Source organism: Polaribacter sp. MED152 (assembly GCF_000152945.2).
In the GTDB taxonomy this organism is placed as follows: Bacteria; Bacteroidota; Bacteroidia; order Flavobacteriales; family Flavobacteriaceae; genus Polaribacter.
In genome coordinates this window covers 240,961-265,231 of the sequence record NC_020830.1, presented here as the reverse complement: position 1 = coordinate 265,231, position 24,271 = coordinate 240,961, and the positions used below count along the sequence as shown (strand labels likewise).

The 24,271-nt window shown below is 30.7% G+C and carries 24 protein-coding genes and 2 tRNA genes; 21 read left to right on the top strand and 5 right to left on the bottom strand.

All coding sequences use genetic code 11. The features are described from left to right. Positions 1 to 36 precede the first annotated feature (36 nt). From MED152_RS01225 to MED152_RS01190, 8 genes are all read left to right on the top strand, one after another. Positions 37 to 624, top strand: a complete 588-nt coding sequence (locus tag MED152_RS01225) for a hypothetical protein (protein ID WP_015480021.1) — start codon at positions 37 to 39, stop codon at positions 622 to 624. Positions 625 to 666: 42 nt separating this feature from the next. After that, a complete protein-coding gene (gene purB, locus MED152_RS01220; RefSeq protein WP_015480020.1) occupies positions 667 to 2,010 on the top strand; it encodes an adenylosuccinate lyase in 1,344 nt (447 codons plus the stop codon). Further along, positions 2,010 to 2,381: a hypothetical protein gene (locus MED152_RS01215; RefSeq protein ID WP_015480019.1), complete on the top strand. Its 372-nt coding sequence runs from the start codon at positions 2,010 to 2,012 to the stop codon at positions 2,379 to 2,381. The genes purB and MED152_RS01215 overlap by 1 nt, the downstream gene beginning before the upstream one ends. Continuing rightward, complete coding sequence (locus tag MED152_RS01210; RefSeq protein ID WP_015480018.1) at positions 2,382 to 3,149, top strand: TerC family protein; 768 nt, start codon at positions 2,382 to 2,384, stop codon at positions 3,147 to 3,149. A 37-nt stretch (positions 3,150 to 3,186) separates the two neighbouring features. Continuing rightward, positions 3,187 to 3,471: a hypothetical protein gene (locus MED152_RS01205; protein WP_015480017.1), complete on the top strand. Its 285-nt coding sequence runs from the start codon at positions 3,187 to 3,189 to the stop codon at positions 3,469 to 3,471. 62 nt (positions 3,472 to 3,533) lie between these two features. Continuing rightward, positions 3,534 to 5,900, top strand: a complete 2,367-nt coding sequence (locus MED152_RS01200) for a TonB-dependent receptor (protein ID WP_238559149.1) — start codon at positions 3,534 to 3,536, stop codon at positions 5,898 to 5,900. A gap of 12 nt (positions 5,901 to 5,912) precedes the next feature. Then, positions 5,913 to 6,455, top strand: coding sequence for a hypothetical protein (locus MED152_RS01195; protein WP_015480015.1), 543 nt, complete (start codon positions 5,913 to 5,915; stop codon positions 6,453 to 6,455). A gap of 136 nt (positions 6,456 to 6,591) precedes the next feature. After that, positions 6,592 to 7,359, top strand: coding sequence for a CDP-alcohol phosphatidyltransferase family protein (locus MED152_RS01190; protein WP_015480014.1), 768 nt, complete (start codon positions 6,592 to 6,594; stop codon positions 7,357 to 7,359). On the opposite strand, the gene MED152_RS01185 is transcribed toward MED152_RS01190, so the two are convergent. Then, positions 7,352 to 8,647 carry an MFS transporter gene (locus MED152_RS01185; protein ID WP_015480013.1) on the bottom strand — a complete coding sequence of 432 codons (1,296 nt, stop codon included), beginning with the start codon at positions 8,645 to 8,647 and terminating at the stop codon, positions 7,352 to 7,354. The two genes, MED152_RS01190 and MED152_RS01185, sit on opposite strands and share 8 nt — an antisense overlap. A gap of 77 nt (positions 8,648 to 8,724) precedes the next feature. After that, positions 8,725 to 9,540 (bottom strand): M48 family metallopeptidase, encoded by an 816-nt coding sequence (locus MED152_RS01180; protein ID WP_015480012.1) that lies wholly within the window; start codon positions 9,538 to 9,540, stop codon positions 8,725 to 8,727. Positions 9,541 to 9,640: 100 nt separating this feature from the next. Here MED152_RS01180 and MED152_RS01175 point away from each other — a divergent pair, with 100 nt between their 5' ends. The 5 genes from MED152_RS01175 to folD all read left to right on the top strand — a co-directional run bounded on the left by MED152_RS01175 (position 9,641) and on the right by folD (position 14,405). Further along, positions 9,641 to 10,516 (top strand): S9 family peptidase, encoded by an 876-nt coding sequence (locus tag MED152_RS01175; RefSeq protein WP_015480011.1) that lies wholly within the window; start codon positions 9,641 to 9,643, stop codon positions 10,514 to 10,516. Next, positions 10,513 to 10,995 (top strand): peptide-methionine (R)-S-oxide reductase MsrB, encoded by a 483-nt coding sequence (gene msrB, locus MED152_RS01170; protein ID WP_015480010.1) that lies wholly within the window; start codon positions 10,513 to 10,515, stop codon positions 10,993 to 10,995. The genes MED152_RS01175 and msrB overlap by 4 nt, the downstream gene beginning before the upstream one ends. A gap of 139 nt (positions 10,996 to 11,134) precedes the next feature. Beyond that, complete coding sequence (locus tag MED152_RS01165; RefSeq protein ID WP_015480009.1) at positions 11,135 to 11,659, top strand: DinB family protein; 525 nt, start codon at positions 11,135 to 11,137, stop codon at positions 11,657 to 11,659. A gap of 504 nt (positions 11,660 to 12,163) precedes the next feature. Beyond that, entirely contained in the window at positions 12,164 to 13,492 is a 1,329-nt protein-coding gene (gene ffh, locus MED152_RS01155) for a signal recognition particle protein (RefSeq protein WP_015480007.1), read from the top strand. A gap of 34 nt (positions 13,493 to 13,526) precedes the next feature. Next, on the top strand, positions 13,527 to 14,405 hold the full coding sequence (gene folD, locus MED152_RS01150; RefSeq protein WP_015480006.1) for a bifunctional methylenetetrahydrofolate dehydrogenase/methenyltetrahydrofolate cyclohydrolase FolD: 879 nt from the start codon (positions 13,527 to 13,529) through the stop codon (positions 14,403 to 14,405). 84 nt (positions 14,406 to 14,489) lie between these two features. Here folD and MED152_RS01145 read toward each other — a convergent pair whose 3' ends face one another. Further along, positions 14,490 to 15,407: an FKBP-type peptidyl-prolyl cis-trans isomerase gene (locus MED152_RS01145; protein ID WP_015480005.1), complete on the bottom strand. Its 918-nt coding sequence runs from the start codon at positions 15,405 to 15,407 to the stop codon at positions 14,490 to 14,492. 79 nt (positions 15,408 to 15,486) lie between these two features. Between MED152_RS01145 and MED152_RS01140 the strand changes: the two genes are divergently transcribed. Further along, complete coding sequence (locus MED152_RS01140; RefSeq protein ID WP_015480004.1) at positions 15,487 to 15,861, top strand: RNA-binding S4 domain-containing protein; 375 nt, start codon at positions 15,487 to 15,489, stop codon at positions 15,859 to 15,861. After that, positions 15,861 to 16,364 (top strand): phosphoribosyltransferase domain-containing protein, encoded by a 504-nt coding sequence (locus tag MED152_RS01135; RefSeq protein ID WP_015480003.1) that lies wholly within the window; start codon positions 15,861 to 15,863, stop codon positions 16,362 to 16,364. Before MED152_RS01140 ends, MED152_RS01135 begins: the two co-directional genes overlap by 1 nt. Here MED152_RS01135 and MED152_RS01130 read toward each other — a convergent pair. After that, the gene (locus tag MED152_RS01130) at positions 16,356 to 16,877 is read right to left on the bottom strand and encodes a shikimate kinase (RefSeq protein ID WP_015480002.1); all 522 of its coding nucleotides are present in this window, start codon (positions 16,875 to 16,877) and stop codon (positions 16,356 to 16,358) included. The two genes, MED152_RS01135 and MED152_RS01130, sit on opposite strands and share 9 nt — an antisense overlap. A 93-nt stretch (positions 16,878 to 16,970) precedes the next feature. On the opposite strand from MED152_RS01130, the gene MED152_RS01125 reads away from it, so the two are divergent. The 3 genes from MED152_RS01125 (at position 16,971) to MED152_RS01115 (ending at position 18,059) form a co-directional block, all read left to right on the top strand. Next, positions 16,971 to 17,043: transfer RNA gene (locus tag MED152_RS01125), tRNA-Lys, on the top strand. A 51-nt stretch (positions 17,044 to 17,094) separates the two neighbouring features. Next, a tRNA-Leu gene (locus tag MED152_RS01120) sits at positions 17,095 to 17,178 on the top strand. 74 nt (positions 17,179 to 17,252) lie between these two features. Further along, positions 17,253 to 18,059 (top strand): carboxypeptidase-like regulatory domain-containing protein, encoded by an 807-nt coding sequence (locus MED152_RS01115; RefSeq protein ID WP_041383273.1) that lies wholly within the window; start codon positions 17,253 to 17,255, stop codon positions 18,057 to 18,059. Positions 18,060 to 18,324: 265 nt separating this feature from the next. Here MED152_RS01115 and guaB read toward each other — a convergent pair whose 3' ends face one another. Next, complete coding sequence (gene guaB / locus MED152_RS01110) at positions 18,325 to 19,800, bottom strand: IMP dehydrogenase (RefSeq protein ID WP_015480000.1); 1,476 nt, start codon at positions 19,798 to 19,800, stop codon at positions 18,325 to 18,327. A gap of 226 nt (positions 19,801 to 20,026) precedes the next feature. Here guaB and MED152_RS01105 point away from each other — a divergent pair, with 226 nt between their 5' ends. The 3 genes from MED152_RS01105 to MED152_RS01095 all read left to right on the top strand — a co-directional run bounded on the left by MED152_RS01105 (position 20,027) and on the right by MED152_RS01095 (position 24,015). After that, positions 20,027 to 22,258 carry a TonB-dependent receptor gene (locus MED152_RS01105; RefSeq protein ID WP_015479999.1) on the top strand — a complete coding sequence of 744 codons (2,232 nt, stop codon included), beginning with the start codon at positions 20,027 to 20,029 and terminating at the stop codon, positions 22,256 to 22,258. A gap of 286 nt (positions 22,259 to 22,544) precedes the next feature. Then, a complete protein-coding gene (gene xerA, locus MED152_RS01100) occupies positions 22,545 to 23,702 on the top strand; it encodes a site-specific tyrosine recombinase/integron integrase (RefSeq protein ID WP_015479998.1) in 1,158 nt (385 codons plus the stop codon). A gap of 79 nt (positions 23,703 to 23,781) precedes the next feature. Then, positions 23,782 to 24,015 (top strand): hypothetical protein, encoded by a 234-nt coding sequence (locus MED152_RS01095; RefSeq protein ID WP_015479997.1) that lies wholly within the window; start codon positions 23,782 to 23,784, stop codon positions 24,013 to 24,015. The last annotated feature ends 256 nt before the right edge of the window (positions 24,016 to 24,271 follow it).

The window sequence follows — 24,271 nt, the reverse complement described above, 5'->3', positions numbered from 1 at the left end:
TTCTATTTAAAGTAAATATATAATTTTCTAATTAAAATGAGCATTCTAAAAATTACAGAAGAACTTCAAAACTTAGGGAATGCTGGTAAAGACAACAGACAAAGGGTAGCAAATATTGTACTTGAAAATAAAGAATTATTTGAGCCTTTATTAGAAGTTACTTTTCAAGTTGATGAGCCAATTTCTGTAAAAGCTGCATGGGTTTTAGAATGGATTTGCACACATCATCAGCTCAGTTGGATGATTCCACACTTAACCTTTTTTACAGAAAACTTAAAAAACTTAACCTTTGATAGTGCCATAAGACCTTGTGCAAAAATTTGTGAGCATTTGGCTAATGCATACTACAGTAAAAGAGATAATGAGTTTAAAAGCAAACTTAAAAACGAACACATTCAAGAAATAATAGAAACAGGTTTTGATTGGTTAATTACCCCTCAAAAAATTGCTGTGAGAGCCTATACCATGAATACTTTGTATTTATTTGGCTTAGAAAACGATTGGGTTCATCCAGAATTAAAACACTTGATAGAAACTAAAATAATTCATGAAAGCAAAGGCACAAAAGCCAGAGGAAAACACATTTTAAATTTGATTGAAAAACATCAAAAATCTAGATTATAAATCTCTTTAAATCCTTATTTTTGCATTTAATAACATCATAAAATGAACTTAACTCAATTAAATGCCATCTCTCCTATTGATGGACGTTACAGAAATAAAATAGCCAAACTTTCTAATTACTTTTCTGAAGAAGCTTTAATAAAATATAGAGTTCGCGTAGAAATTGAATATTTTATTGCTTTATGCGAAATTCCTTTAGCGCAATTAGAAGATTTCAATACTGATTTATTTGACGATTTACGTAAAATTTATATCGATTTTACTGCTGAAGATGCTCAAAAAATTAAGGACATTGAAAAGGTTACAAATCATGATGTTAAGGCAGTAGAGTACTTTATCAAAGAACAGTTTGACGCTTTAAACCTTCAGAAATACAAAGAGTTTATTCATTTTGGATTAACTTCTCAAGACATCAACAACACTGCAATACCTTTATCTATTAAAGAAGCAATGAACGATGTTTTTGTACCTCATTATCTAGAAGTACTAGAAAAATTACAAGAATTAGTAATTGAGTGGAAAGACATTTCTATGTTGGCAAGAACACATGGTCAGCCAGCTTCACCTACTAGATTGGGTAAAGAAATCGATGTTTTTGTAGTACGTTTAAAAGAACAATTTAATTTATTGAACGATATACCAAGTGCTGCTAAATTTGGTGGTGCAACTGGTAATTTCAATGCACATAAAGTAGCATATCCAACTACAGATTGGAAACAATTTGGAACTGATTTTGTACAAGAAAAATTAGGTTTACAACATTCATTTCCTACTACACAAATTGAACATTATGATCATTTAGCTGCGCTATTTGACACCATAAAAAGAATAAACACAATCATCATAGACTTAGACAGAGATTTCTGGACGTATGTTTCTATGGATTATTTTAAACAAAAAATTAAAAAGGGAGAAGTAGGTTCGTCTGCAATGCCACACAAAGTAAATCCAATTGATTTTGAGAACTCTGAAGGAAACTTAGGTATTGCCAATGCTATTTTTGAGCATTTATCAGCTAAATTACCAATATCTCGTTTGCAACGCGATTTAACAGACAGTACTGTTTTAAGAAACGTTGGTGTACCTTTTGGACATACTATAATTGCTTTTACTTCTACCTTAAAAGGTTTAAATAAACTTTTATTAAACAAAGAAAAGTTTGAGCAAGACCTAGAGAATAATTGGGCTGTAGTTGCAGAAGCAATACAAACCATTTTAAGAAGAGAGGCATACCCAAATCCTTATGAGGCTTTAAAAGGTTTAACAAGAACTAATGAAAAAATCAATCAAAATTCTATTGCTAACTTTATTGATACTTTAAAAGTTTCTGATGCTATTAAAGAAGAACTAAAAGCTATTACACCATCTAATTATACAGGTATCTAATGAGAAATTTACTTTATTTTCTTTTCGGAGTTTTACTATTGAGTTCTTGTAATTCTGAATTTAAAGACAATTCAGACAAATTTAAAGAAGGCGTTTTCGAAATTCCTGCTGGAGATAACTTTGTAAAAGAAACAATCATTAGAAAAGATAGTATTCAGATTAGTAAGTATGGTAACAATATAGATACTTTATCTATTGAGTGGAAAAATAACTTCTTTTATACGTTAAAATACATCAATCCTAAGAATAGCTTACAGAAAGACCCAATGTACATTCAGATTAATAAGATTAGAGAAGATTCTTATGATTTTACTGTTAAAATTGGTTTTTCTAAATTTACCAAAAAAGGTACAATTTATAAAGTAAAATAAATGGAGATATTTTTGCAAGCTGAAACTTGGGTTTCATTATTAACACTAACTTTTTTAGAAATTGTTTTAGGTATAGATAATATTATTTTTATATCTATTTCTGCTAATAAATTACCCGAAAATCAAGTTAGAAAAGCAACTTTAGTAGGGCTAGCATTGGCTATGATTACAAGAATTGCTTTGTTGTTTAGTGTTTCATATTTAATTGCTTTGAAAGATCCTTTCTGGACAATTGATGCTGGATGGTTTAAGACAGGTTTAACTGGTCAGAGTCTTATTTTATTTTTAGGAGGAATTTTTCTTTTGTACAAAAGTACCAATGAAATTCGTCAAAAAATGGAAGACACCAATGAAGAGCAAGTTATAAAATCACCAAAAGTAATCTCTTTTAAAAGTGTTATTTTTCAAATTATTTTAATTGATATTGTCTTTTCTTTCGATAGTATTTTAACTGCAGTTGGTATGACCAATGGTGTAAATGGTGCTTTAATAATTATGGTAATTGCCGTAATTGTTTCTATTCTTATAATGATGATGTTTGCACAACCTATCAATAAATTTGTAAATAGAAATCCTACAATTCAAATGTTGGCCTTGTCTTTTTTAATTTTAATAGGCTTTATGCTAATTACAGAAGGCGCTCACCTTTCTCATACAGAATTTTTTAACAAAACAGTAGGTGCAATTCCTAAAGGATATTTGTATTTTGCAATCGCATTTTCGTTAGGAGTAGAAATGCTTAATTTAAGAATTAGAAAAAAAAGCTAATATCAGCAAGTTAAAAGCACATATAGGTACTTTATTAATGGTAATATTTTTATTACCATTGGCTATAAATTCGGCACATGAGTTATTGAATCATGAGCATTCAGTTTGTAGCTCAAAAGTAGTACAACATTTGCATGAAAAAGATTTTGATTGTAATTTAAATCTTCTAAAACAAAGCACACCTCATTTAGCTTTAAACAGCTACGGTTTACAAACACAAGCTATTGTTAAAACAAACAATAGTACACCTTATAATTTCTTAAAAAACTATCAGCAATTATCGTTTTCTTTAAGAGGGCCACCTCTGCATATTCTAGCTTAAAAAACTCATTTAGAATATAGAAAACAAATATGCGTAAACTATTTATTTTTTGTGCTCTTTGCATGGTTATATACCAGGCAAATGCACAAGATTGTAATTACTCTTTTAGCGGAAAAATAACTGATTTTCACGACAACAGTCTTATTGTTGGTGCTTCTATTCAGATTATTAATTTAAATAAATTCACAACCTCAAATTTAGAAGGTGAATTTGTATTTAATAATTTATGTGAAGGTAAACTAACACTAGAAATAAAACATGTGGCTTGCGAAACAAAAAGGTTGGTTATTAACTTAACTAAAAACACCTTTAAAGAAATATCTTTAGAACATCATTTAGAAGAACTTAAAGAAGTTGTTGTAAAAACTAACACGAAAACAGAAGTTACTAGTATTGAAAAATCATTGAAAAAAGAAGTGATTTCGAATTTTACAGACAAATCTTTAGGTGATGCTTTAAATACATTAAGTGGTGTATCTTCTTTAAATACGGGTAACTCTATAGTAAAACCAATGATTCACGGTTTACACAGTAGTAGATTATTGATTATAAATAATAGTGTACGTATGTTTGATCAAGAATGGGGAGATGAACATGCACCAAATATTGACATTAGCTCTAGTGATAGAATTGATGTTATTAAGGGCGCAAACTCTCTAAGATATGGTAGTGATGCAGTTGGAGGTTTAATTTTAATTAGACCTAAAAAATATGCTATTAAAGATAGTTTATTTGGTAGCACAACTACGTCTATAAATTCTAATGGTTTTGGTGGTAATGTAACCTCAGAAATTATTAAAACATTTAATTCTGGCTATTATACAAAACTACAAGCTAATTATAAGAGGTTTGGAGATTTTAAAGCACCAGATTATTATTTGACTAATACAGGTTTAGAAAATATCAATGCATCTTTCAGAACTGGATTTAACAGTTATGAAAAAGGGTTTGATGCCTACTATAGTTTTGTAAATAATAAAATAGGTATTTTAAGATCTTCTCATATTGGTAATGTTAATGACTTAGTAGAAGCTATTAACAATAGAGAACCGAGAATTGTAGAAGATTTTTCTTACGACATTAATTTTCCTAGACAAAACATTTTTCATCATTTAGCAAAAGTAGAAGCTTTTAAACGCTTTAAAAACTTAGGCAAATTAAGCTTACAGTTAGATGCTCAATTAAATAGAAGAAAAGAGTTTGATTTACGTAGAGGAGATTTAAGAGACAGACCAGTTATAGATTTACAACTGTTTACTGCAAGTATTCAACCAAATTTAGAAATCAATAAATTTGATAATTTAAAGATTAATACTGGTTTTTTAGTAAGATACCAAAACAATGATGCCATTGTAAATACAGGTGCAAATACGTTAATACCAGATTACAATAAATATGAGGTTGGTACATATGCTATATTAGATGTTGACATTAACGAAACTTCAGAATTTAGTGCTGGAATTCGATATGATTATTCTAGAATAAAAGCTAGAAAATGGTATGTTGAGTCTGATTGGACTGCCTTGAATTACGATGTGCTATTTCCTGAATTTGATACTGGTATTGTAGATGGTTTAGAGCTTTTAACAAGACCTGAATTTACATTCAATAATTTTTCAACCAATTTAGGATACTCTAAAAGATTTGGTAAAGATTACTCTTTTTTATTCAATTATGGCTTAGCACAAAGAATGCCTAATCCATCTGAGTTATTCAGTGGTGGTTTGCATCATAGTGCAGCAAGAATTGAAATTGGTTTTTTAACAATCAATAAAGAAACTGCCAATAAGTTTATACTATCTCTAGAAAAGAATAACGAAAATTTCGGCTTTTCTATTAGTCCATATTACAAACAAATTGATGGTTTTATACAGTTGATACCTACAGGAATTAGAACTACAATTAGAGGTGCCTTTCCTGTTTGGGAATACAACCAAGTAGATGCTAGAATTTTTGGAGTTGATATTGATATCAACAAAAAATTAGCAAGTCATTTCGATTATAAAGGAAGTTTAAGTTTATTACAAGGTGATGACTTAACCAATGACAACCCTTTAATTCATATGCCTTCTGCCAATTTTAGCAATAGTATTATGTATAGTAACAATGATTTTCATCAATTAAAAATTGGTGTAAATCAAAAAACGGTTTTACAACAAAATAGATTTCCAGATTATAATTTTACAACCTTAGATCCAGTAACACAGCAACAAGTTTTTGTAGACATTAGTTCTACTCCACCAAGTTACACACTTTTTGGCTTTAGCTCTTCTGCTGTTTTTTATCCTTTTAAGAAAGGAAGTATGGAAGTTGGTTTTAATGTAGATAATCTATTTAATGTAAGCTATAGAGAAAATTTAAACAGACTACGTTATTTTGCTGATGACTTAGGAAGAAATTTGAATTTAAAAATTAAAATTAATTACTAAAATTTAAACAAAATGAAGACGATTAAATTATTAGCAGTATTATTTATATCAACATTAGTACTTACAAGTTGTGGAGACGATCATGATGATGATCATGACCATGGAAGTGATGAAGAATTAATTACAACAGTATTGTATACATTAACAGACGGAACTAATTCTGTAGTTTTAGAATGGGAAGATTTAGATGGTGATACAGGTAATGCACCAACAATTACTTCTGGTACTTTAACTGCAAACACCTCTTATACAGGAACTATTCAATTGTTAAACAGAACTGAATCTCCTGCAGAAGACATTACCTTAGAAGTAAGAGCTGAAGGTGATGAGCACGAGTTTTTCTATACAAATACTGCTGGCTTAACTGTAACTAAAACAGATACAGATGGTACAAATCCTATAGGAATTGAAACTACTTTAGTAACAGGTGCAGCTAGCTCTGGTTCATTAACCATTATTTTAAAGCACGAACCAACAAAACCAAATGATGGAACTTCTGTTGGTGCTGGAGGTAGTACTGATGTAGAAGTTACCTTCCCTATTACAGTACAATAACAAAACTCTTTTTTTAAAAAAGTCTGAAATATTAAATATTTCAGACTTTTTCTATTTAATTTCTTTAAATTTGCCGCCAATATTGTGCTGTTTTATTCTTCGCAGAAAATAAAAATGCTCATTTCAAAAGCATTTTATGTCTAAATTACCTAAAGAATATCAATTTCTAGATTTATCTGATTATGGCAGACCTGTTGCCAAAATTATCGCCAAATCACTAAAAAACACTAACATAACTCCTATTGAATTAACCATGGCTTTCATAGTCTCTGGACTTTTAGGTGTGTATTTCATATTTGAAAGTTATTATTTTGTTGCTGCTTTTTTTATCATATTTAAATCTGTTTTAGATGCAGCAGATGGCGAACTTGCCCGAATTAAAAATACACCTTCTTATACAGGTCGTTTTTTTGATTCTATAGCAGATATTATTCTTAATTTTATCATTATCATAACCATTTGGCAATTAACAAACATCAACATTGTATACGCTTTATTGGCCTTTTTTGGTATTCAATTGCAGGGTACTTTATACAATTATTACTATGTAATTTTGAGAAATCGTTTTAATGGCGATACAACCAGTAGAGTTTTTGAAGATACTACGCCTACAGCCTTAAAAGGTGAAACTCAAAAATCGGTAAATATCTTATTCAATATCTACAAGAAATTATATGGAATTTTTGATAAAATCATTTATGCTTTAGATAGAAATGCACCTAATGGAAAACCGTTACCAAATTGGTTAATGTCTTGCATTTCTACTTTTGGTTTAGGCTTTCAGCTACTTATTATTAGTACATTGCTAGTATTAGATTTAAAAGAAATTATAATTCCTTTTTTTATCATTTATACTGGTTTAATCTTTGTGTATATCTTAATTCGAAGATTATTTTTTAGCTAACATATTTAGTACGTTTCAATGTACTTAAAATAATAAAGGACGCTAAAAAGAAAAACGCCAAACATAATACAGACCATTGCATAGAATCTGTAATTGCGTAAAGCAAACCATATACAAAGGTTCCTAATACAATCGCAATCTTTTCTGTTACATCGTAAAAACTAAAATAGGTTGCATGATCTTCTGTTTCTGGTAACAATTTAGAATAAGTAGATCTTGTTAATGATTGAATTGCTCCTAAAACCAACCCTAAAATAGCTCCTAAAGAATAAAAGTAAATAGAAACATTTGGCAAATCTTTGTGCAAAAGAAAAGCACAGAAACATACTACCATCCATATAACAATAGTAACCTTAAGTGCGAAGAAATTACCTTTACTTTCAGACAATCTAGAAAATAAAAAAGCACCTAAAATAGCTACAACTTGAATTAAAAGTACGGTTACAATTAAATCGATAGTAGCCAAACCTAATTCTGTAGAACCAAAAATGGTTGCCAATAAAATAATAGTTTGTACTCCTACACTTAACAAGAAAAAAGAGATTAAAAAACGTTTTAAGGTTGGATAATTCACAATTTCTTTCGAAACTATTTTTAACTCTCTAAAACCTTTCCATATGTAGTCTTTCTCTGGTTTTTTGTTATAAATATCATCAGGTAATCTTTTAAAAGTGATTTGAGCAAAACCCAACCACCATAAACCTACCATCACAAAAGAAAGTCTAGAAGCTAAAGAAGCAGAAATACCAAATAAATCTGGCTTTTGAATCATTATTAAATTGATAATCAACAAAATGATAGACCCCACATAACCATACATAAATCCTTTAGCACTTGCTCTATCTTGTTGTTCTGGGTGAGCTACTTCAGGCAAATATGCATTGTAGAAAACCAAACTTGCCCAAAAACCAATACTGGCTAAAATTGTAAATACAATACCAATCCATACTGTATCTAAACCATCAAAAAAGTACAAGCTCATTACAGATAAACTCCCTAGAAAGCAGAAGAATTTCATAAATTTCTTTTTGCTTCCTGTATAATCTGCAATACCTGACAAAATTGGAGAAATAAAAGCAACCACTAGAAACGAAAATGACAATGCATAACTGTATAAACTATCAGGATGATCCCAGTCCATGCCTAAAAAAGAAACGGTTTCACCTTCTGTAACTGCACTATAGTATAAAGGAAACACAGCTGTACTAATTACCAAAGAATATACTGAGTTTGCCCAATCATAAAATGCCCATGCATTTATCAGTTTTTGATCACCTTTTTTAAACATATATTTTATTTTATAAAAAAACCGCTCAAAACAAATTTTGAGCGGTTACAATATAGAAATTTTATTTCTTACAATTCTTAACTTTTTACAGGAGTATTGTATTGTGCTGCTAATTTTCTAGCAGTTGGTAAATACGATCTTAAATCTTGAATTCTAGATGCATTGTGTGGGTGTGTACTTAAAATTTCCGGTCCTTGACTTCCTCCTCCAGCTCTTTGGCTCATTCTAACCCAAACTTCTGCAGCTTCTGTACCATCATAACCAGCCATAATCATAAACACTAGGCCCAACCTATCTGCTTCTTCCTCATGAGTTCTACTAAATTTTAACATTCCCAATCCAGAACCAATACCAAAAGCAGTGTTCCATAATTGCTGTGTTTCTGGGTTTTGACTAGATGTTCCTAAAGCTACTGCTAAACCACCAATTTGTTGCAATTGACCTTGAGACATTCTTTCCTGCCCATGTTTTGCAAATGCATGTGCCACCTCATGCCCCATTACTGCAGCTACTCCATCTTCATTATCACATATTGGCATAATGCCTGTATAAAAAACTACTTTTCCACCTGGTAAACACCAAGCATTTACTGTATTATCTTCTACCAAGTTAAACTCCCATTTATATGCATTAGCTTCTTCTACCATATTATTAGCTCGCATAAAACGATCTACGGCCTCAGAAATTTTTACACCAACACTTTGTACTTGGTTGCTCATAGCTCTGTTAGTAGATAGTTTATTCTCTTCTAAAAATGTATTGTACTGTGCAAAACTTGCTGGTAATACCTGAGAGTCACTTACAAAGTTTACTCTTTTTCTACCTGTAATTGGCACTGTACTGCATTCTACAAATAGAAAAACGGTAATTACTAAAGTTATTATTTTCTTCATTGTTCAATATTTTTTCGGTTAATGACTGCAATTTATTAATTAATTAACCAATATTTGTGCTGTATTGAAAATTAAAAGAACCTATTTGATTTTGTAATTCATGAAACAGTTTTTTAAACAACCAAAATTTTCATCTAATTTGGCCATTCCAAAGATTGTAAAGGTTGGTATAAAATTCTTAAATGCAATATCTACTAGATTAACTCTTTTTGTTATAAGTAGGTTATTTGCAACTCCTATTCAATTTGCAAGGCCAGAAAGAGAATTAGGCATGTTAGCCAGTTCTCAAAAAAAGAAATTCTATTGTAAAGAAATCGATAAAACCATTCAAATTATTTCCTATGGTTTTTCAGATAAGAAAGTTTTGCTTGCTCATGGCTGGTCAGGTAGATCTACCCAACTTTTTATGCTTGCCAATCATTTACTAGAACAAGGTTATATGGTAATTTCTTTTGATGCACCTGCACATGGTTCATCCTCAGGTAAATCAACAAACTTAATTGAATATATAGATTGCGTAAAGGGTATTCAAAAAGAATTTGGACCATTTGATGCTGCTATTGGACATTCTTTTGGAGGTATGGTTTTGATGAACGTACAAGCCGATTGTAATGCTTTTAAATGTTTAGTAACTATTGGTGCTGCAGACAAAGTATCAGATATATTTTATAACTTCATTAAAAACATAGGATTGAATACTTCGTTTGCTAATAAATTTATAGCGCTATTTGAGAAAAAATTAGGCATTCGTTTAGATGACAATTCAACAAGTGTAGCTGCCAAAAAAGTAAGTATTCCTTCTTTTATTGTTCATGATGTTTTAGATGGAGATGTAGCTGTAAGTTGTGCCATAAATATTCGTCAAAGTTTACAAAAGGGTGCACTTATAATCACTAATGGATTAGGTCACACAAAAATTTTAAGGAATAACAATATATCATTAAGAATTGTAAAATTTATAAAAGAACATACATGAAAAAAATAGCAAGTTTATTTCTATTCGTTTTAATTATTAGCTGTGCAGGAAATGCGCAAGAATCAAAAAAGAAAGATAAAAAAACCTATAAAGTTGAAAAAACAAATGCTGAGTGGAAAAAGCTTTTATCACCTCAGGAATATTATGTTTTAAGAGAAGCAGGCACAGAAAGACCTTTCACAAGTCCTTTAAACAAGAATTATAAAGAGGGTACATTTGTATGTGCAGCATGTAAAACTCCTTTATACAAATCAGAACATAAGTTTGATTCTGGTACAGGTTGGCCTTCTTTTGATAGAGCAATAAAAGGCAATGTTGAGTTAGATGTAGATTATAAAATTGGTTATGCCAGAACAGAATTAAAGTGCAATACCTGTGGTGGTCATTTAGGGCATTCTTTTGATGATGGACCAGCAAAGACAACAGGAAAGCGTCATTGTATTAATGGAGTAGCTTTAAACTTTATACCAAAAGAATAAGGTTTTTGTACTTCACGAATTTTAAAACTCATTAGATATTTCTTTCTAATGAGTTTTTTTTGAATTAAGAGATTGAAATTCTTGATCATAATGCTGAATCTAATTAATTTTCATACTTTTAGTAACTAATATTGGAAGGATGGATAAAGTTGACATTGCAGACTTGTTAGAACAGAAACATGCAGAACTATTTGAATGGTTAAAAGAACAACCAAGAGCGATCTGGATGGAAGCTCCAGAAGGTAAATGGACTGTTGGTCAGCATATTTTACATCTGGTAAATAGCATTCAATTATTGAACAATGCTTTAAGTTATCCGCGATTTTTCATTAAATATAAATTTGGTGTTGCCAATAGAGAAAGCAGAGATTACGAAACTGTAGCAAACAAATATCAAGAGAAATTACTAGCCAATAAAGAGCGAGCTGCAAAATTTAATAAAGATTTAAAGACACCAAGCTTAAAACAAAGAGATCGTTTGTTAACTCGATATCAAATTCAACAAAAGAAACTGCAATACAAAACCAAAAAAATTAGCGAAAAGAACTTAGACACCTTAATACTCCCTCATCCTCTAATGGGTAAAATGACTGTTAGAGAAATAATTATGTGGACAGCACATCATACAGAACACCATTTAGATTCCTTAAAATTATATTACTAGTTGAAAAAATTTATTACCAAACCCCATCTCTTCTTTTTTTATTTAATCCCAGTTTTTTTAATTCTTGGGTTTGTAAAACGAAATGTACCTATTGATGTTAGTATTTCTTACATATATTATTTAATCAATGTAGATTTTTGGTGTTATGTTTCTGCTGTCTATTTTGGTTTAATTGGGTTAAATTATTTAGCATTAAACTGGGCGAATAAATCACCTCAAAATATATTAACTATTTTACATATTTTACTTCAAATAATTGCGCTTCTACCCTATTTGTACGCCATTTTTAATTTAGATGAAACAGGAAACTTACAAACGGAAACCTTCTTAAGTTTCGATTTAAACAGCTTGTTTCTCATCTCATTTTTTCTATTCCTCGTATCTATTTTCATTCATTTAATCAACTTTTTAGCTAGTCTTTTTTTAAAGAGAGATTAGGTTTTTAAATTTTTATAAGCGAACAGTAATTTGTAAATTTGTGTTTCCAAAAAACGAATACAAATTATGTTTAATAATTTAAGTGATAAATTAGATAAAGCCTTACACACCCTAAAAGGTCATGGCCAAATTACAGAAATTAATGTTGCAGAAACTTTAAAAGAAGTTAGAAGAGCATTATTAGATGCCGATGTTAACTTTAAAATAGCCAAAGAGTTTACAAAAAAAGTACAGACTGAAGCAATTGGGCAAGATGTATTAACTACATTAAACCCTGGACAGTTAATGGTAAAATTGGTTAAAGACGAATTAACCAAATTAATGGGTGGTGAAACTGTTGGTGTAAATTTAGGTGGTTCACCCACTGTAATTTTAATGTCTGGTTTACAAGGTTCTGGTAAAACTACGTTTTCAGGAAAATTAGCCAATTATTTAAAAACAAAAAAATCTAAACAAGTTTTACTTGTTGGTTGTGATGTTTATAGACCTGCAGCCATAAACCAATTACAAGTAGTTGGTGAACAAATTGGCGTTGAAGTTTATGCAGAAGTTGGCAACAATAATCCTGTTGAAATTTCTCAAAATGCAATTAAACACGCAAAAGCAAATGGAAAAAATGTTGTAATAATTGATACTGCAGGACGTTTGGCTGTAGATCAAGAAATGATGACAGAGATTTCTAACATTCACAAAGCAATTACACCTCAAGAAACCTTATTTGTTGTAGATTCTATGACTGGGCAAGATGCTGTTAACACTGCTAAAGCGTTTAATGACATTTTAAATTTTGATGGAGTTGTCTTAACCAAATTAGATGGTGATACTAGAGGTGGTGCTGCTTTATCTATTAAATCTGTAGTAAATAAACCAATTAAATTTATTGGTACAGGTGAAAAAATGGAAGCTATTGATGTCTTTTATCCAGACAGGATGGCTGATCGTATTTTGGGAATGGGAGATGTTATTTCTTTAGTAGAAAGAGCACAAGACCAATATGATGAAGAAGAGGCTAGAAAATTACAAAAGAAGATTGCAAAAAATCAGTTTGGTTTTGATGATTTCTTAAATCAGATTCAGCAAATCAAAAAGATGGGTAGCATGAAAGATTTAGTAGGTATGATTCCTGGTGCAGGTAAAGCCATGAAAGATGTAGATATAGATGATGATGCTTTTAAAGGAATTGAAGCAATTATACATTCAATGACTCCAAAAGAAAGAAGCACACCATCAACTATAAATGCAAGTAGAAAGAAAAGAATTGCAAAAGGTTCTGGTACATCTATTCAAGAAGTAAACCAGCTAATGAAGCAATTCAATCAAATGAGTAAAATGATGAAAATGATGCAAGGTGGTGGAGGCAAAAAAATGATGCAAATGATGCAAGGAATGCGTTAACAAATACAACAAAACAACACCAACAACACAACACATGATATTATTAGATGGCAAAAAAACTTCTGCAGATATTAAAGAAGAAATAGCCTTAGAAGTAACAGATTTAAAAGATAAAGGCCATAAAACACCTCATTTAGCTGCAATTATTGTAGGTAATGATGGTGCAAGTATAACCTATGTAAATGCAAAAGTAAAGGCTTGCGAACGTGTAGGTTTTGAATCTACTTTAATACGATTACCAGAAGATATTTCTGAAGAAGACTTATTAAATGAAATTGCGGTTCTTAATGTAGATAATGATATTGATGGGTTTATAGTGCAACTACCATTACCAAAACATATAGATGAGCAAAAAGTTATTATGGCTGTTCATCCTGATAAAGATGTAGATGGTTTTCATCCAACAAATGTTGGTAAAATGGCTTTAAACTTGCCAACCTTTATTTCTGCTACTCCATTTGGAATTTTAGAATTGTTAGAAAGGTATAATGTAGAAACCTCAGGAAAACATGTAGTTGTTTTAGGAAGAAGTCATATTGTAGGTAGCCCTATGAGTATTCTATTATCACAAAAAAGAAAAGTAGGTAATGCTACTGTAACTATGTGTCATAGTAGAACTAAAAACTTAAAAGAAATTACCTTACAGGCAGACATCATTATTGCAGCTATTGGTATACCAGAATTTGTTAAAGCAGATATGGTAAAAGATAATGTAACTGTAATTGATGTTGGAATTACTAGAATTGCAGATTCAAGCAAAAAAAGAGGATTTAGATTAATTGGTGATGTTGCTTTTGATGAAGTTGCTGAAAAGTCTGAATTTATTACTCCTGTTCCTGGTGGAGTTGGTCCAATGACAATTGCAATGTTATTAAAGAATACCTTATTGGCTTGTAAACGTAAAAGTAAATAAGCTTAATTAAAAAAGTACAAACATAAAAAAGCGCTTTTCATCATTATGAAAAGCGATTTTTTATTGAATTCAATTAGAAAAATTCTAATTAATGTCCGGATTTAAATAATCTGGTAAATCAGGATTATTAGGATCACTAAAATCGTTAGTTGGGTCTCCATCATTGTTAGCATCTTCATCTATGGTAAAAACACCATCACCATCATCATCAACATCAAAATAGTTAGGAAAACCATCCTCATCAGTATCATCGTTAGTTACAATTCCATCTCCATCCACATCTTCAGCTATTGATGGTACACCATCATTATCATGATCTGTGTCTGGTACAATAGTTAACAAATCAAAATAGAACATTAAATTCGTGTCTACCAGTGAATTTGTTTGATTGTTTACGTTAGATGATGGATAAGCTAAACCAGAAGGAATAAATAAAACACCTTTTGCCCCATTTAAATAGGTTACAGGCCCATTAAAAGGACCACCATTCGCGTCTTTCTTAAGTTCACCTCCTTTTACTTGAGTAAAACCATAAGACCAACCTCTAATTACGTTTACTAATGTAAACCAAATACCAGAAATATTACTATCAAAGCTGCTTTCAGAAAAAGTAGTACCTCCCATTGTTCGTCCATCATACTTTACAAAAACAGAATCTACACTAGTTGGAAAACCTTTATCAGGATCTGCACCAGAATCTCCTTGTCTTGCTACATAAACATACAATTTATAATCAATAGTATTTTCTGTAATATCTAAAGTTCTTAAACTAGAAACATCGTTTATCATTGCAGTTTCACCATCTACCAAAGGCTTTACAGAATCTAAATCTTTATCATAATAATGGTTCTGCAAAAACTTTACAATAGAGTCGTTATCTGTTTTTGCAAGTTCTATATGGTTTACATCTGCAAACGGATTCACTAAAAAACCGTCATCTCCACATGCATATATTAAAACTGATAGTACAAGAACTACAATTATATTTCTAAATTTTATCATTTATAGCTTAAATTTGAGCGCGCAATTTACCATTTTTATACCTTTGTAAAAAGACAAAACCTATATTTTAACTTTTTTTATGAGAATTGATAAATACTTATGGTGTATTCGACTTTTTAAGACAAGAAGTTTGGCTACAAATGCTTGTAAAAAAGGGCAAGTAAAGATTGATGATGCTAATATTAAACCCTCTAAAGAGGTGTTTGGAAATGAACTTATAAGAGTTCGAAAAAATCAAATCAATTATCAAATAAAAGTTTTAGATTTACCTGAAAGTAGAGTTGGTGCAAAATTGGTAGATCTGTATCGAAAAGACGTGACTCCAAAAGAGGAGTTTCAGAAAAATGAGTTATTAAAGTACTCTAAAGATTATTACCGTAAAAAAGGTACAGGCAGACCAACCAAAAAAGATAGAAGAGATATAGAAGGTTTTACAGATAATACTGAAGAATAATGACAACTGAGAGCAATATAATTTTAGACAACGTACAAATTAACCAAAAAATAAAGCGAATTGCCTATCAAATTTTTGAAAGCAATAGTAATGAAACTGAAGTAATTATAGCAGGTATTGTTGGTAATGGATATATTTTTGCTGAAAAACTAGTAGCTACCCTAACCGAAATTTCTAATTTAAAGGTTACCATTTGTGAAGTTACTATCAACAAGAAAAAACCATTAGAACCAATTACAACTTCTTTAAAAGTAGAAGATTATAAAAATAAATCGCTAGTTTTAGTTGATGATGTTTTAAACTCAGGAACCACTTTAATATATGGTGTAAAGCATTTTTTAGACGTGCCTTTAAAGCGATTTAAAACTGCAGTTTTAGTAAACAGAAATCATAAAAAATACCCTGTAAAAGCAGATTTTAAAGGGGTATCTCTATCCACCTCTATTAAAGAACATATTCAAGTAGATTTTTCTGATCTCGAAGCTAAGGCTTATTTAATGTAGTAGCAACACACCTTCAATTTCTTTAGCAACTGCTTTCTTTGATTTTTGATCTATTTTAAAAGTCATTTCTGTTTGTTCATAAAACGCTCTCCTTTCAAAAAGATGTTTCGCTACAAATTCTGGTATTTGTTCATCAGATAAAGAGGCAACCAAAGGTCTTTTTGCTTTCTTTTTAATTAATCTTTCGACCAAAGTTGGCACATTGCCCTGCAAGTAAATAGATGTTGCTGCACTGTTATTTATAAGATCCATATTATTTGCATAACAAGGAGTGCCCCCACCTAAAGCTAGAATAAAGTTTTTTTCGTTATCTAGAATTTCTTTTAAGTAAACATGTTCTATTTTTCTAAAATAAATTTCTCCTTTAGAACTAAAAATTTCAGCGATAGATGAATTTTCTTTTTCAATAATATAATCATCTAAATCTATAAAACTGATATTTAAAGATTTAGCCAATCTTTTACCAATACTAGATTTACCTGAAGCCATGTAACCTAACAAGACAATTTTCATAATTTGTAATTTTCTACAAATATCGATAAAAATTTATGCTTTTTTCTATTTCAATTTCAAAGATTGATAGTATATTTGCACCTGTTAATTTTTGACCTGGTAGCTCAGTTGGTAGAGCATCTCCCTTTTAAGGAGAGGGTCCTGGGTTCGAGCCCCAGCCCGGTCACAAGAGAAAAAGTTAAGCATTTGCTTAACTTTTTTGTTTTCTAAATACAAAGCGCACGTGGCGAAACTGGTAGACGCGCAGCCTTGAGGGGGCTGTAAACTTAAGTTTGTGGAAGTTCGAATCTTCTCGTGCGCACTTTTTGCCTCTTTTTTATACTTCTTCACAAAATATTAACCTTTATAACGTGTTTAATACTTAATTTTGTTTTTATGCGAAAAATTATCTTTTTATTGAGTTTTGTATTCACGCTAAATGCATTTTCTCAAAATGACAGTATTCAAAAAACCATTCTTAAAGGTCAGATTATTCATGCTGATACCAATGATGCTTTAAGTGCTGCTCATGTTTTAAATTTAAATACAGTACAAGGAACCATCACTAATGATAAAGGTTTTTTTGAATTACCTACAAGTGTTAATGATACAATTCTTGTTTCTTATCTTGGATTTTCATCCATAAAATTGAAAATAACTAACGATTTATTAAAAGGTAATGAGCTAGAGATTGCTTTGTACGAAAAGCCTCAAGAAATTAAGGAAGTTGTTATAAAGTCTACTAAATTAATTGGAGTTTTAGAAATTGATGTAAAACAAGTACCTAAAGATAGATTTACAAGAATTCATATAAATGGGTTAAGACAAACTTATGAGGTTGGTAAGCCACAGAAAAGAGACTTTTCTTCACCTTTAGCTGCCCTATTTCAGCCAGTAGATTATTTGTACAATCTGTTTGGTAAAAAACCAAAACAACTTAAAAAGTTACAAAAGCTTAAAAAGGAAGACGATTTAAGAAAAATGTTAGCTGGTAAGTTTGATAGAGAGGTTATGATGGAATACCTTGATATGGATAGACAAGAGTTGAGTGAATTGCTTACAGATTGTAACTACTCTGAATATTTTATTAGAAAAGCCTCTGACTTACAAATGATTGAAGCGGTTTTAGACTGTTATGAAAACTACAAAGCCTTGAAAAAAGGTAAGATAGAAAGAGATAAAATTCCGACTAAAAAGAACTAACAAACTTAATTGAAAAGAGCCAGAAGCATATCTGCCACTGACTCTTAACAAACTATTAAAAACTAACTAATATGATTGGTATAAGCTAATTGTGTTATAAAATTACAACTACAATTTAAACCGCTTATTGCAATCATTTATATGACGTTTTGTTTTAAAGTTTGTTACAAGAAATTTTTGGATTAACAGAATTTTAGCAATTAAAAAACTTTTCTTAATGAATACATCATCAAGAAAAGATTTAAATATATCTAATTAAGTTAGCTTACCTCCTACTATAATTAGGTGCTTCTTTTGTAATAGCTACATCATGAGGATGGCTTTCGTTAATTCCACTAGCTGTGATTCTTACGAATCTACCTGTTTCTTTTAGCTTTTCTATATCTTTAGCTCCACAATATCCCATACCTGCTCGTAAACCACCTATAAATTGGTGAATACTTTCAAATAATTCACCTTTATAAGGCACTCTACCTACAATACCTTCTGGTACTAACTTTTTAATATCATCTTCTACATCTTGGAAATATCTATCTTTAGAACCTTGTTTCATAGCTTCTACAGATCCCATACCTCTATATGATTTGAATTTTCTTCCTTCGTAAATGATTGTTTCTCCTGGAGATTCTTTTGTACCCGCTAGCAATGAACCTAACATTACACAATCTGCACCTGCAGCAATTGCTTTAGGAATATCACCTGTATAACGAATTCCTCCATCTGCAATAACAGGAACACCACTACCTTTTATAGCGTTTGCCACCTCTAAAACAGCAGAAAATTGAGGAAACCCAACTCCTGCCACAACTCTTGTTGTACAAATAGAACCAGGACCAATACCTACTTTTACAGCATCTGCACCAGCCTCTACTAAATATTTAGCTGCTTCTGCAGTTGCAATATTACCAACAACAACATCTAACTCAGGAAATTTATCTTTAACCGCTTTTAATACTTTAACCACTCCAGCTGTATGCCCATGAGCAGTATCTATAATTACAGCATCTACACCCGCTCTTACTAAAGCAGAAGCTCTATCTACAGCATCTGCAGTAACTCCTAAAGCAGCAGCTACTCTTAATCTACCAAAAGAATCTTTATTGGCAATTGGCTTTTGTGTAACTTTAGTAATATCTCTAAACGTAATTAATCCTTTTAATTTATAATCTGCATCAACAATTAAAAGCTTTTCAATTTTATAGTTTTGCAAAATTTTCTCAGCATCTTTTAAAGACGTACCAACATCTGCAGTAACCAAGTTTTCACTGGTCATTACTTCTACAATAGGTCTTTTATTTTTATGCTCAAAACGTAAATCTCTGTTGGTTACTATACCTTTTAACGTACCTTCTTTATCAACAATAGGTATACCACCAATACTGTGTTCTTTCATGCTTAATTTTGCATCTAAAACAGTAGCATCCATTTGAAGTGTTACAGGATCTAGAATCATACCACTTTCTGCACGTTTTACTTTACGAACTTCTTGAGCTTGTTGCTCTGTAGTCATATTCTTATGTAAAACACCAATACCACCTTCTCTTGCTATGGCTATGGCCAAAGAAGATTCTGTTACTGTATCCATAGCTGCAGATACAATAGGTACATTAATAGTAATGTTTCTAGTAAATTTTGTTTGAATACTAACTTCTCTAGGTAAGACTTCTGAGAATGCTGGAACTAGAAGTACGTCATCATAAGTAAGACCTTCTCCTAAAATTTTGTTTTCGTGTGCGATCATGTGGCAATTAAGATATAATTGCGAGCAAATTTACGATATATAATGATTTTAAACTAATTTAATTTTATGCTTTATTCGTTTTCTTTTGATTCTCAGGCCTTTTCTCATCAATTTGAATAATTCTGATATTTTATTTTAATTTATTCTAAATAAGCTTTGGAAAAACTGTTATGAGGTTGTATATTTGCACCCGATTTAAAAACTATTTATACTTAATCTAAATAAAATGAAGAAGGTAGCAGTATTAATTTTATTACTTATCACGTTAACAATCAACGCTCAAGAAAAGAAAGCAGTAGCAAAGACTTTAGATTCTATTCAACAATTAGACGAAGTTATCATTTCTACTACTAAAATTTTTGGTAACAAATACGTAGCGAAAAACAGAACAGGTTCTGCTTATTATTTATCACCAAAAGAATTACAGAAATTTAGTTTTACAGATGTAAATAGAGCGTTAAGAACAGTACCTGGTGTTTCTATTTATGAAGAAGATGGTTTTGGTTTAAGGCCAAATATTAGTTTAAGAGGTACCTCTCCAGAACGTAGTTCTAAAATTACAATAATGGAAGATGGTATTTTAATAGCACCTGCACCTTATAGTGCTTCTTCTGCCTATTATTTTCCTACAATTGCAAGAATGGAAGCTGTAGAAGTATTAAAAGGTAGTAGCCAAGTGCAATATGGCCCATTTACAACTGGTGGTGCTATTAATATGATTTCATCTCAAATTCCGACTGAATTTGGAGGGAAAATTAGAGCTAGCTATGGTAGTTTTAACTCACAACAATTGCATGCAAAAGTGGGTGGAGGAAACAACACTTTTGGGTATATGGTAGAATATTTAAACTATGGTTCAGATGGTTTTAAAACTTTACCAAGTGGAAAAGATACAGGTTTTGACAAAAATGATGTTGTTGCAAAATTCTCTGTAAATCTATTTCCTAATGCAAGCGTTAAACAATCTTTAGAGTTTAAATTTCAGTACTCAGATGAAGTAGGTAATGAAACGTATTTAGGACTAACAGAAGCAGATTTTAATGCCAATCCGTTTTCTAGATATGCATCTTCTAATGAAGATAAAATGACCACAGATCATACGCAATATGCTATAACACATAAAGCTGATTTTTCGAATAATGTTCGTTTAACCACTACAGCTTATCGTAACAACTTTTCTAGAAATTGGTATAAATTAAACGATATTACTTTTAATGGCGATAAACAATCTATTGCAAACATTTTAGACGATCCTAATACACTATCAGATCATTTTGCTATTGTAAACGGAAGCGTAAATTCTGGTGCAGATGCCATTGGTGTTAAAGCAAATAACAGAGCATATTATTCACAAGGTATACAGTCAAAATTAGATTATCACTGGTATAATGGTGATGCTTTCCATGATATTGAATTTGGTGTTCGTTTTCATTATGATGAAGAAGATCGTTTTCAATGGGTAGACCAATATAGTATCTCTAATACTGGAGATTTAACATTAACAACTGCAGGTGTGCCTGGTACAGATGCCAACAGAATATCTAGTGCCAATGCTTTTGCCTCTTTCATTACTTATAGATTAAAGTACAACAACTGGACATTTACCCCAGGTTTACGTTATGAAAACATCTCTTTAAAAAGACAAGATTATGGTAAAAGTGATGTTGATAGAACAGGTGTAAATTTATCTGAAAGAGAAAACAATGTAGACGTTTTTATACCAGGAATTGGTACAAATTATAAATTTAGTAATGACTTCTCTATTTTTGGAGGAATTCATAAAGGATTTTCGCCTCCAGGAAATCAAGATGGTCAAGAGCCAGAAGAAAGTATTAACTATGAATTAGGAACTCGTTTTAATTTCTTGGGTATTTCTGGTGAAGTAGTTGGTTTCTTTAATGATTATTCTAATTTATTAGGAAGCGATTTGGCTGCAACAGGTGGTACAGGTTCCTTAGATCAATTTAATGCTGGTGAGGTTAATGTAAACGGATTAGAATTATTGGTAAACTATAATTTTGCAAAAGCAAATGCTGCCTTGTCTTTACCATTATCTTTTGGCTACACATATACAAATACCGAGTTTCAAAACAGTTTTGGTAGTTCTAATGATTTATGGGGCACAGTAACTGTGGGTGATGAATTGCCATACATACCAAAACACCAGTTTAATGTTGGCTTTTCTTTAGAACACACCAAATTTGAATTAAACTTTAATGGACGTTTCAATGGGGAGTTTAGAACCTTAGCAGGATCTGGAGCCATTGCAGATTCAGAACGTGTAGATTCTAACTTCATTGTTGATGTATCAGGTAAGTACTATGTAACTAAAAACTTAAATTTAACTGCAAACATTATTAATTTGTTAGATGAAACTTATGCAGTTTCTAGAGTTCCTGCAGGTTTAAGACCAGGTCATCCTTTTGGAGCATATGCAGGTTTAGAGTTTAGATTCTAAAAATTTACAAGACATTTATATAAAACTCGATTAACAAATGTTGATCGAGTTTTTTTATTTCTAAAAACTATCCTTCAGCTCATCTTGAACTATGTAAAATAGCCCTCAAAAATCAGCCCTGACGCAACTTTAATCGCATGCTGATGCAACTCAAATTGAATCAGGATACAATAAAAGTTACGTCCGCATGCAAATTAACACATTTTTAAATACTGAAAATCAAACTGTTAAAATCAATTAAATAATCATTTTTTTTCTTATATTTAGACTGCTAAAAAAAGAAAAATTGTCAAACTTACCCAAAGTAATACTTGTACATAAAACTCATCGAAAAGAATTAAAAATATTAATTCAGTTTGATTATCATCAGCAGCTTATCAATAAATTAAAAAGTACACCACATATTTATTGGAGTAAAAGTCTGGCTTGTTGGTATACTTCAGCAAGCCCTGAAAACTTAACTATTTTAGAGAACTTATTTAAAAACATTGCTCAATTAGACACCTCAAAGTTATCTAAAAAACAATTGTTTACTCGTAATTTGAGTGAACCCGAAAAGAAACTCTTGAATGGATTCTATCTTTATATGAAAGGTAAAAGATATAGTGAAAGCACACTTAAAACTTATACTTTTTTCATTGCTGATTTCATTAATTTTCATTCCAAGAAGGCTTGTAGCGATTTGGATAATAGAGATGTTGAACTTTTTATAGAAAAGGTGTTTATAGAACGTAATTACTCTGTAAGTTCTCAAAGACAGTTTATTAGCGCTTTAAAAATTTTTACTAATTATTATCCTTCTACAAAAATTAATGATATAGAGTTAACACGACCTAAAAAATCTAAGAAACTACCATCAGTACTATCTCAAGAAGAAGTTTTACGCATTATAAGTGTAACAACAAATTTAAAGCACAGAGCAATTATAGCCCTACTCTACTCTTGTGGTTTACGAATTAGTGAGTTAATAAACTTAAAACTAAAAGACTTTCATATAGAAAGAAAACAATTGATTGTTAAAAGTGGCAAAGGTAGAAAAGACAGGTATGTTAGTTTAGCCGAAAGTTTTATGCCTTTGTTAAAGAATTACTACTATTCTTATGAACCTAAAGAGTTTTTTGTTGAAGGTATGAATGGAGAAAAATACAGTGCCAGCTCTGTTAGGGCTTTTCTAAAGAAAAGTTGTAAAAAAGCGGGAATTCAAAGAGCTGTAACGCCTCATACTTTAAGACATAGTTATGCTACCCATTTGTTAGAAAATGGTGTTGATATAAGATATATACAATCATTATTAGGGCATTCAAGGCCAGAAACGACAATGATTTACACGCATGTTAAAAGAAAAGATTTAATGCAGATACAGAATCCATTGGATGTTGCTTTACAAAAGGTGGCATCTTCGGATAATGATCATAAAAAAGTGACGTTATCCCGTAAAATTTAATGAAAAAAGAGTAATTTTATAAACATATAACTAGTTGCCATTCATTGGCGGAACGAAATAAAAAAGAAAAATTGTAAGAATGAAAAAAGGTTTAAAAATTATTTCTGACATTTCAATTATTTTATTCGGAATTTCTCTAATTGTAAGTAAGTTTAATGAATCACTTGAATGGAATAGTAGTGGTTTGAGAAATGTTCTTGTAATCATTTACTTAATTACAGGCTTATATTATTATAGAATGGAAATTAAAGACAAAAATAGAGAAATTGAAGAATTGAAATTAAAATTAAAAAAGACAAAAAATGAAATCTAACTGTTTTAATATCAACTCAGGAAGGAATTTATCAAAATGTGGAATTGCTCACTTTGTCGGAATTGAAAATAGAATGAAACAAAACACTCAATGAATTAACTATAAAACAGAAAATTAGAAAACTGAATTTGGAGGAATAATCACAACCTGAAAAAAAAACGAAATGGCAACACCGTTTATAAAAAATTGCTATTTTTAGCTTAATTTAAAATTGGTTGCTTTTTTGCGAACTTCTGAATTTCCGTTGGAAATTCCT

Coding starts and splice junctions, on each gene's coding strand:
- folD (WP_015480006.1), top strand. CDS start 13,527: ATGATATTATTAGATGGCAAAAAAACTTCTGCAGATATTAAAGAAGAA.
- purB (WP_015480020.1), top strand. CDS start 667: ATGAACTTAACTCAATTAAATGCCATCTCTCCTATTGATGGACGTTAC.
- MED152_RS01215 (WP_015480019.1), top strand. CDS start 2,010: ATGAGAAATTTACTTTATTTTCTTTTCGGAGTTTTACTATTGAGTTCT.
- MED152_RS01180 (WP_015480012.1), bottom strand. CDS start 9,540: ATGAAGAAAATAATAACTTTAGTAATTACCGTTTTTCTATTTGTAGAA.
- MED152_RS01115 (WP_041383273.1), top strand. CDS start 17,253: ATGCGAAAAATTATCTTTTTATTGAGTTTTGTATTCACGCTAAATGCA.
- msrB (WP_015480010.1), top strand. CDS start 10,513: ATGAAAAAAATAGCAAGTTTATTTCTATTCGTTTTAATTATTAGCTGT.
- MED152_RS01130 (WP_015480002.1), bottom strand. CDS start 16,877: ATGAAAATTGTCTTGTTAGGTTACATGGCTTCAGGTAAATCTAGTATT.
- MED152_RS01205 (WP_015480017.1), top strand. CDS start 3,187: ATGGTAATATTTTTATTACCATTGGCTATAAATTCGGCACATGAGTTA.
- MED152_RS01165 (WP_015480009.1), top strand. CDS start 11,135: ATGGATAAAGTTGACATTGCAGACTTGTTAGAACAGAAACATGCAGAA.
- MED152_RS01225 (WP_015480021.1), top strand. CDS start 37: ATGAGCATTCTAAAAATTACAGAAGAACTTCAAAACTTAGGGAATGCT.
- MED152_RS01135 (WP_015480003.1), top strand. CDS start 15,861: ATGACAACTGAGAGCAATATAATTTTAGACAACGTACAAATTAACCAA.
- MED152_RS01190 (WP_015480014.1), top strand. CDS start 6,592: ATGTCTAAATTACCTAAAGAATATCAATTTCTAGATTTATCTGATTAT.
- MED152_RS01095 (WP_015479997.1), top strand. CDS start 23,782: ATGAAAAAAGGTTTAAAAATTATTTCTGACATTTCAATTATTTTATTC.
- MED152_RS01210 (WP_015480018.1), top strand. CDS start 2,382: ATGGAGATATTTTTGCAAGCTGAAACTTGGGTTTCATTATTAACACTA.
- MED152_RS01145 (WP_015480005.1), bottom strand. CDS start 15,407: ATGATAAAATTTAGAAATATAATTGTAGTTCTTGTACTATCAGTTTTA.
- MED152_RS01105 (WP_015479999.1), top strand. CDS start 20,027: ATGAAGAAGGTAGCAGTATTAATTTTATTACTTATCACGTTAACAATC.
- guaB (WP_015480000.1), bottom strand. CDS start 19,800: ATGATCGCACACGAAAACAAAATTTTAGGAGAAGGTCTTACTTATGAT.
- MED152_RS01140 (WP_015480004.1), top strand. CDS start 15,487: ATGAGAATTGATAAATACTTATGGTGTATTCGACTTTTTAAGACAAGA.
- MED152_RS01195 (WP_015480015.1), top strand. CDS start 5,913: ATGAAGACGATTAAATTATTAGCAGTATTATTTATATCAACATTAGTA.
- MED152_RS01185 (WP_015480013.1), bottom strand. CDS start 8,647: ATGTTTAAAAAAGGTGATCAAAAACTGATAAATGCATGGGCATTTTAT.
- MED152_RS01200 (WP_238559149.1), top strand. CDS start 3,534: ATGGTTATATACCAGGCAAATGCACAAGATTGTAATTACTCTTTTAGC.
- MED152_RS01175 (WP_015480011.1), top strand. CDS start 9,641: ATGAAACAGTTTTTTAAACAACCAAAATTTTCATCTAATTTGGCCATT.
- ffh (WP_015480007.1), top strand. CDS start 12,164: ATGTTTAATAATTTAAGTGATAAATTAGATAAAGCCTTACACACCCTA.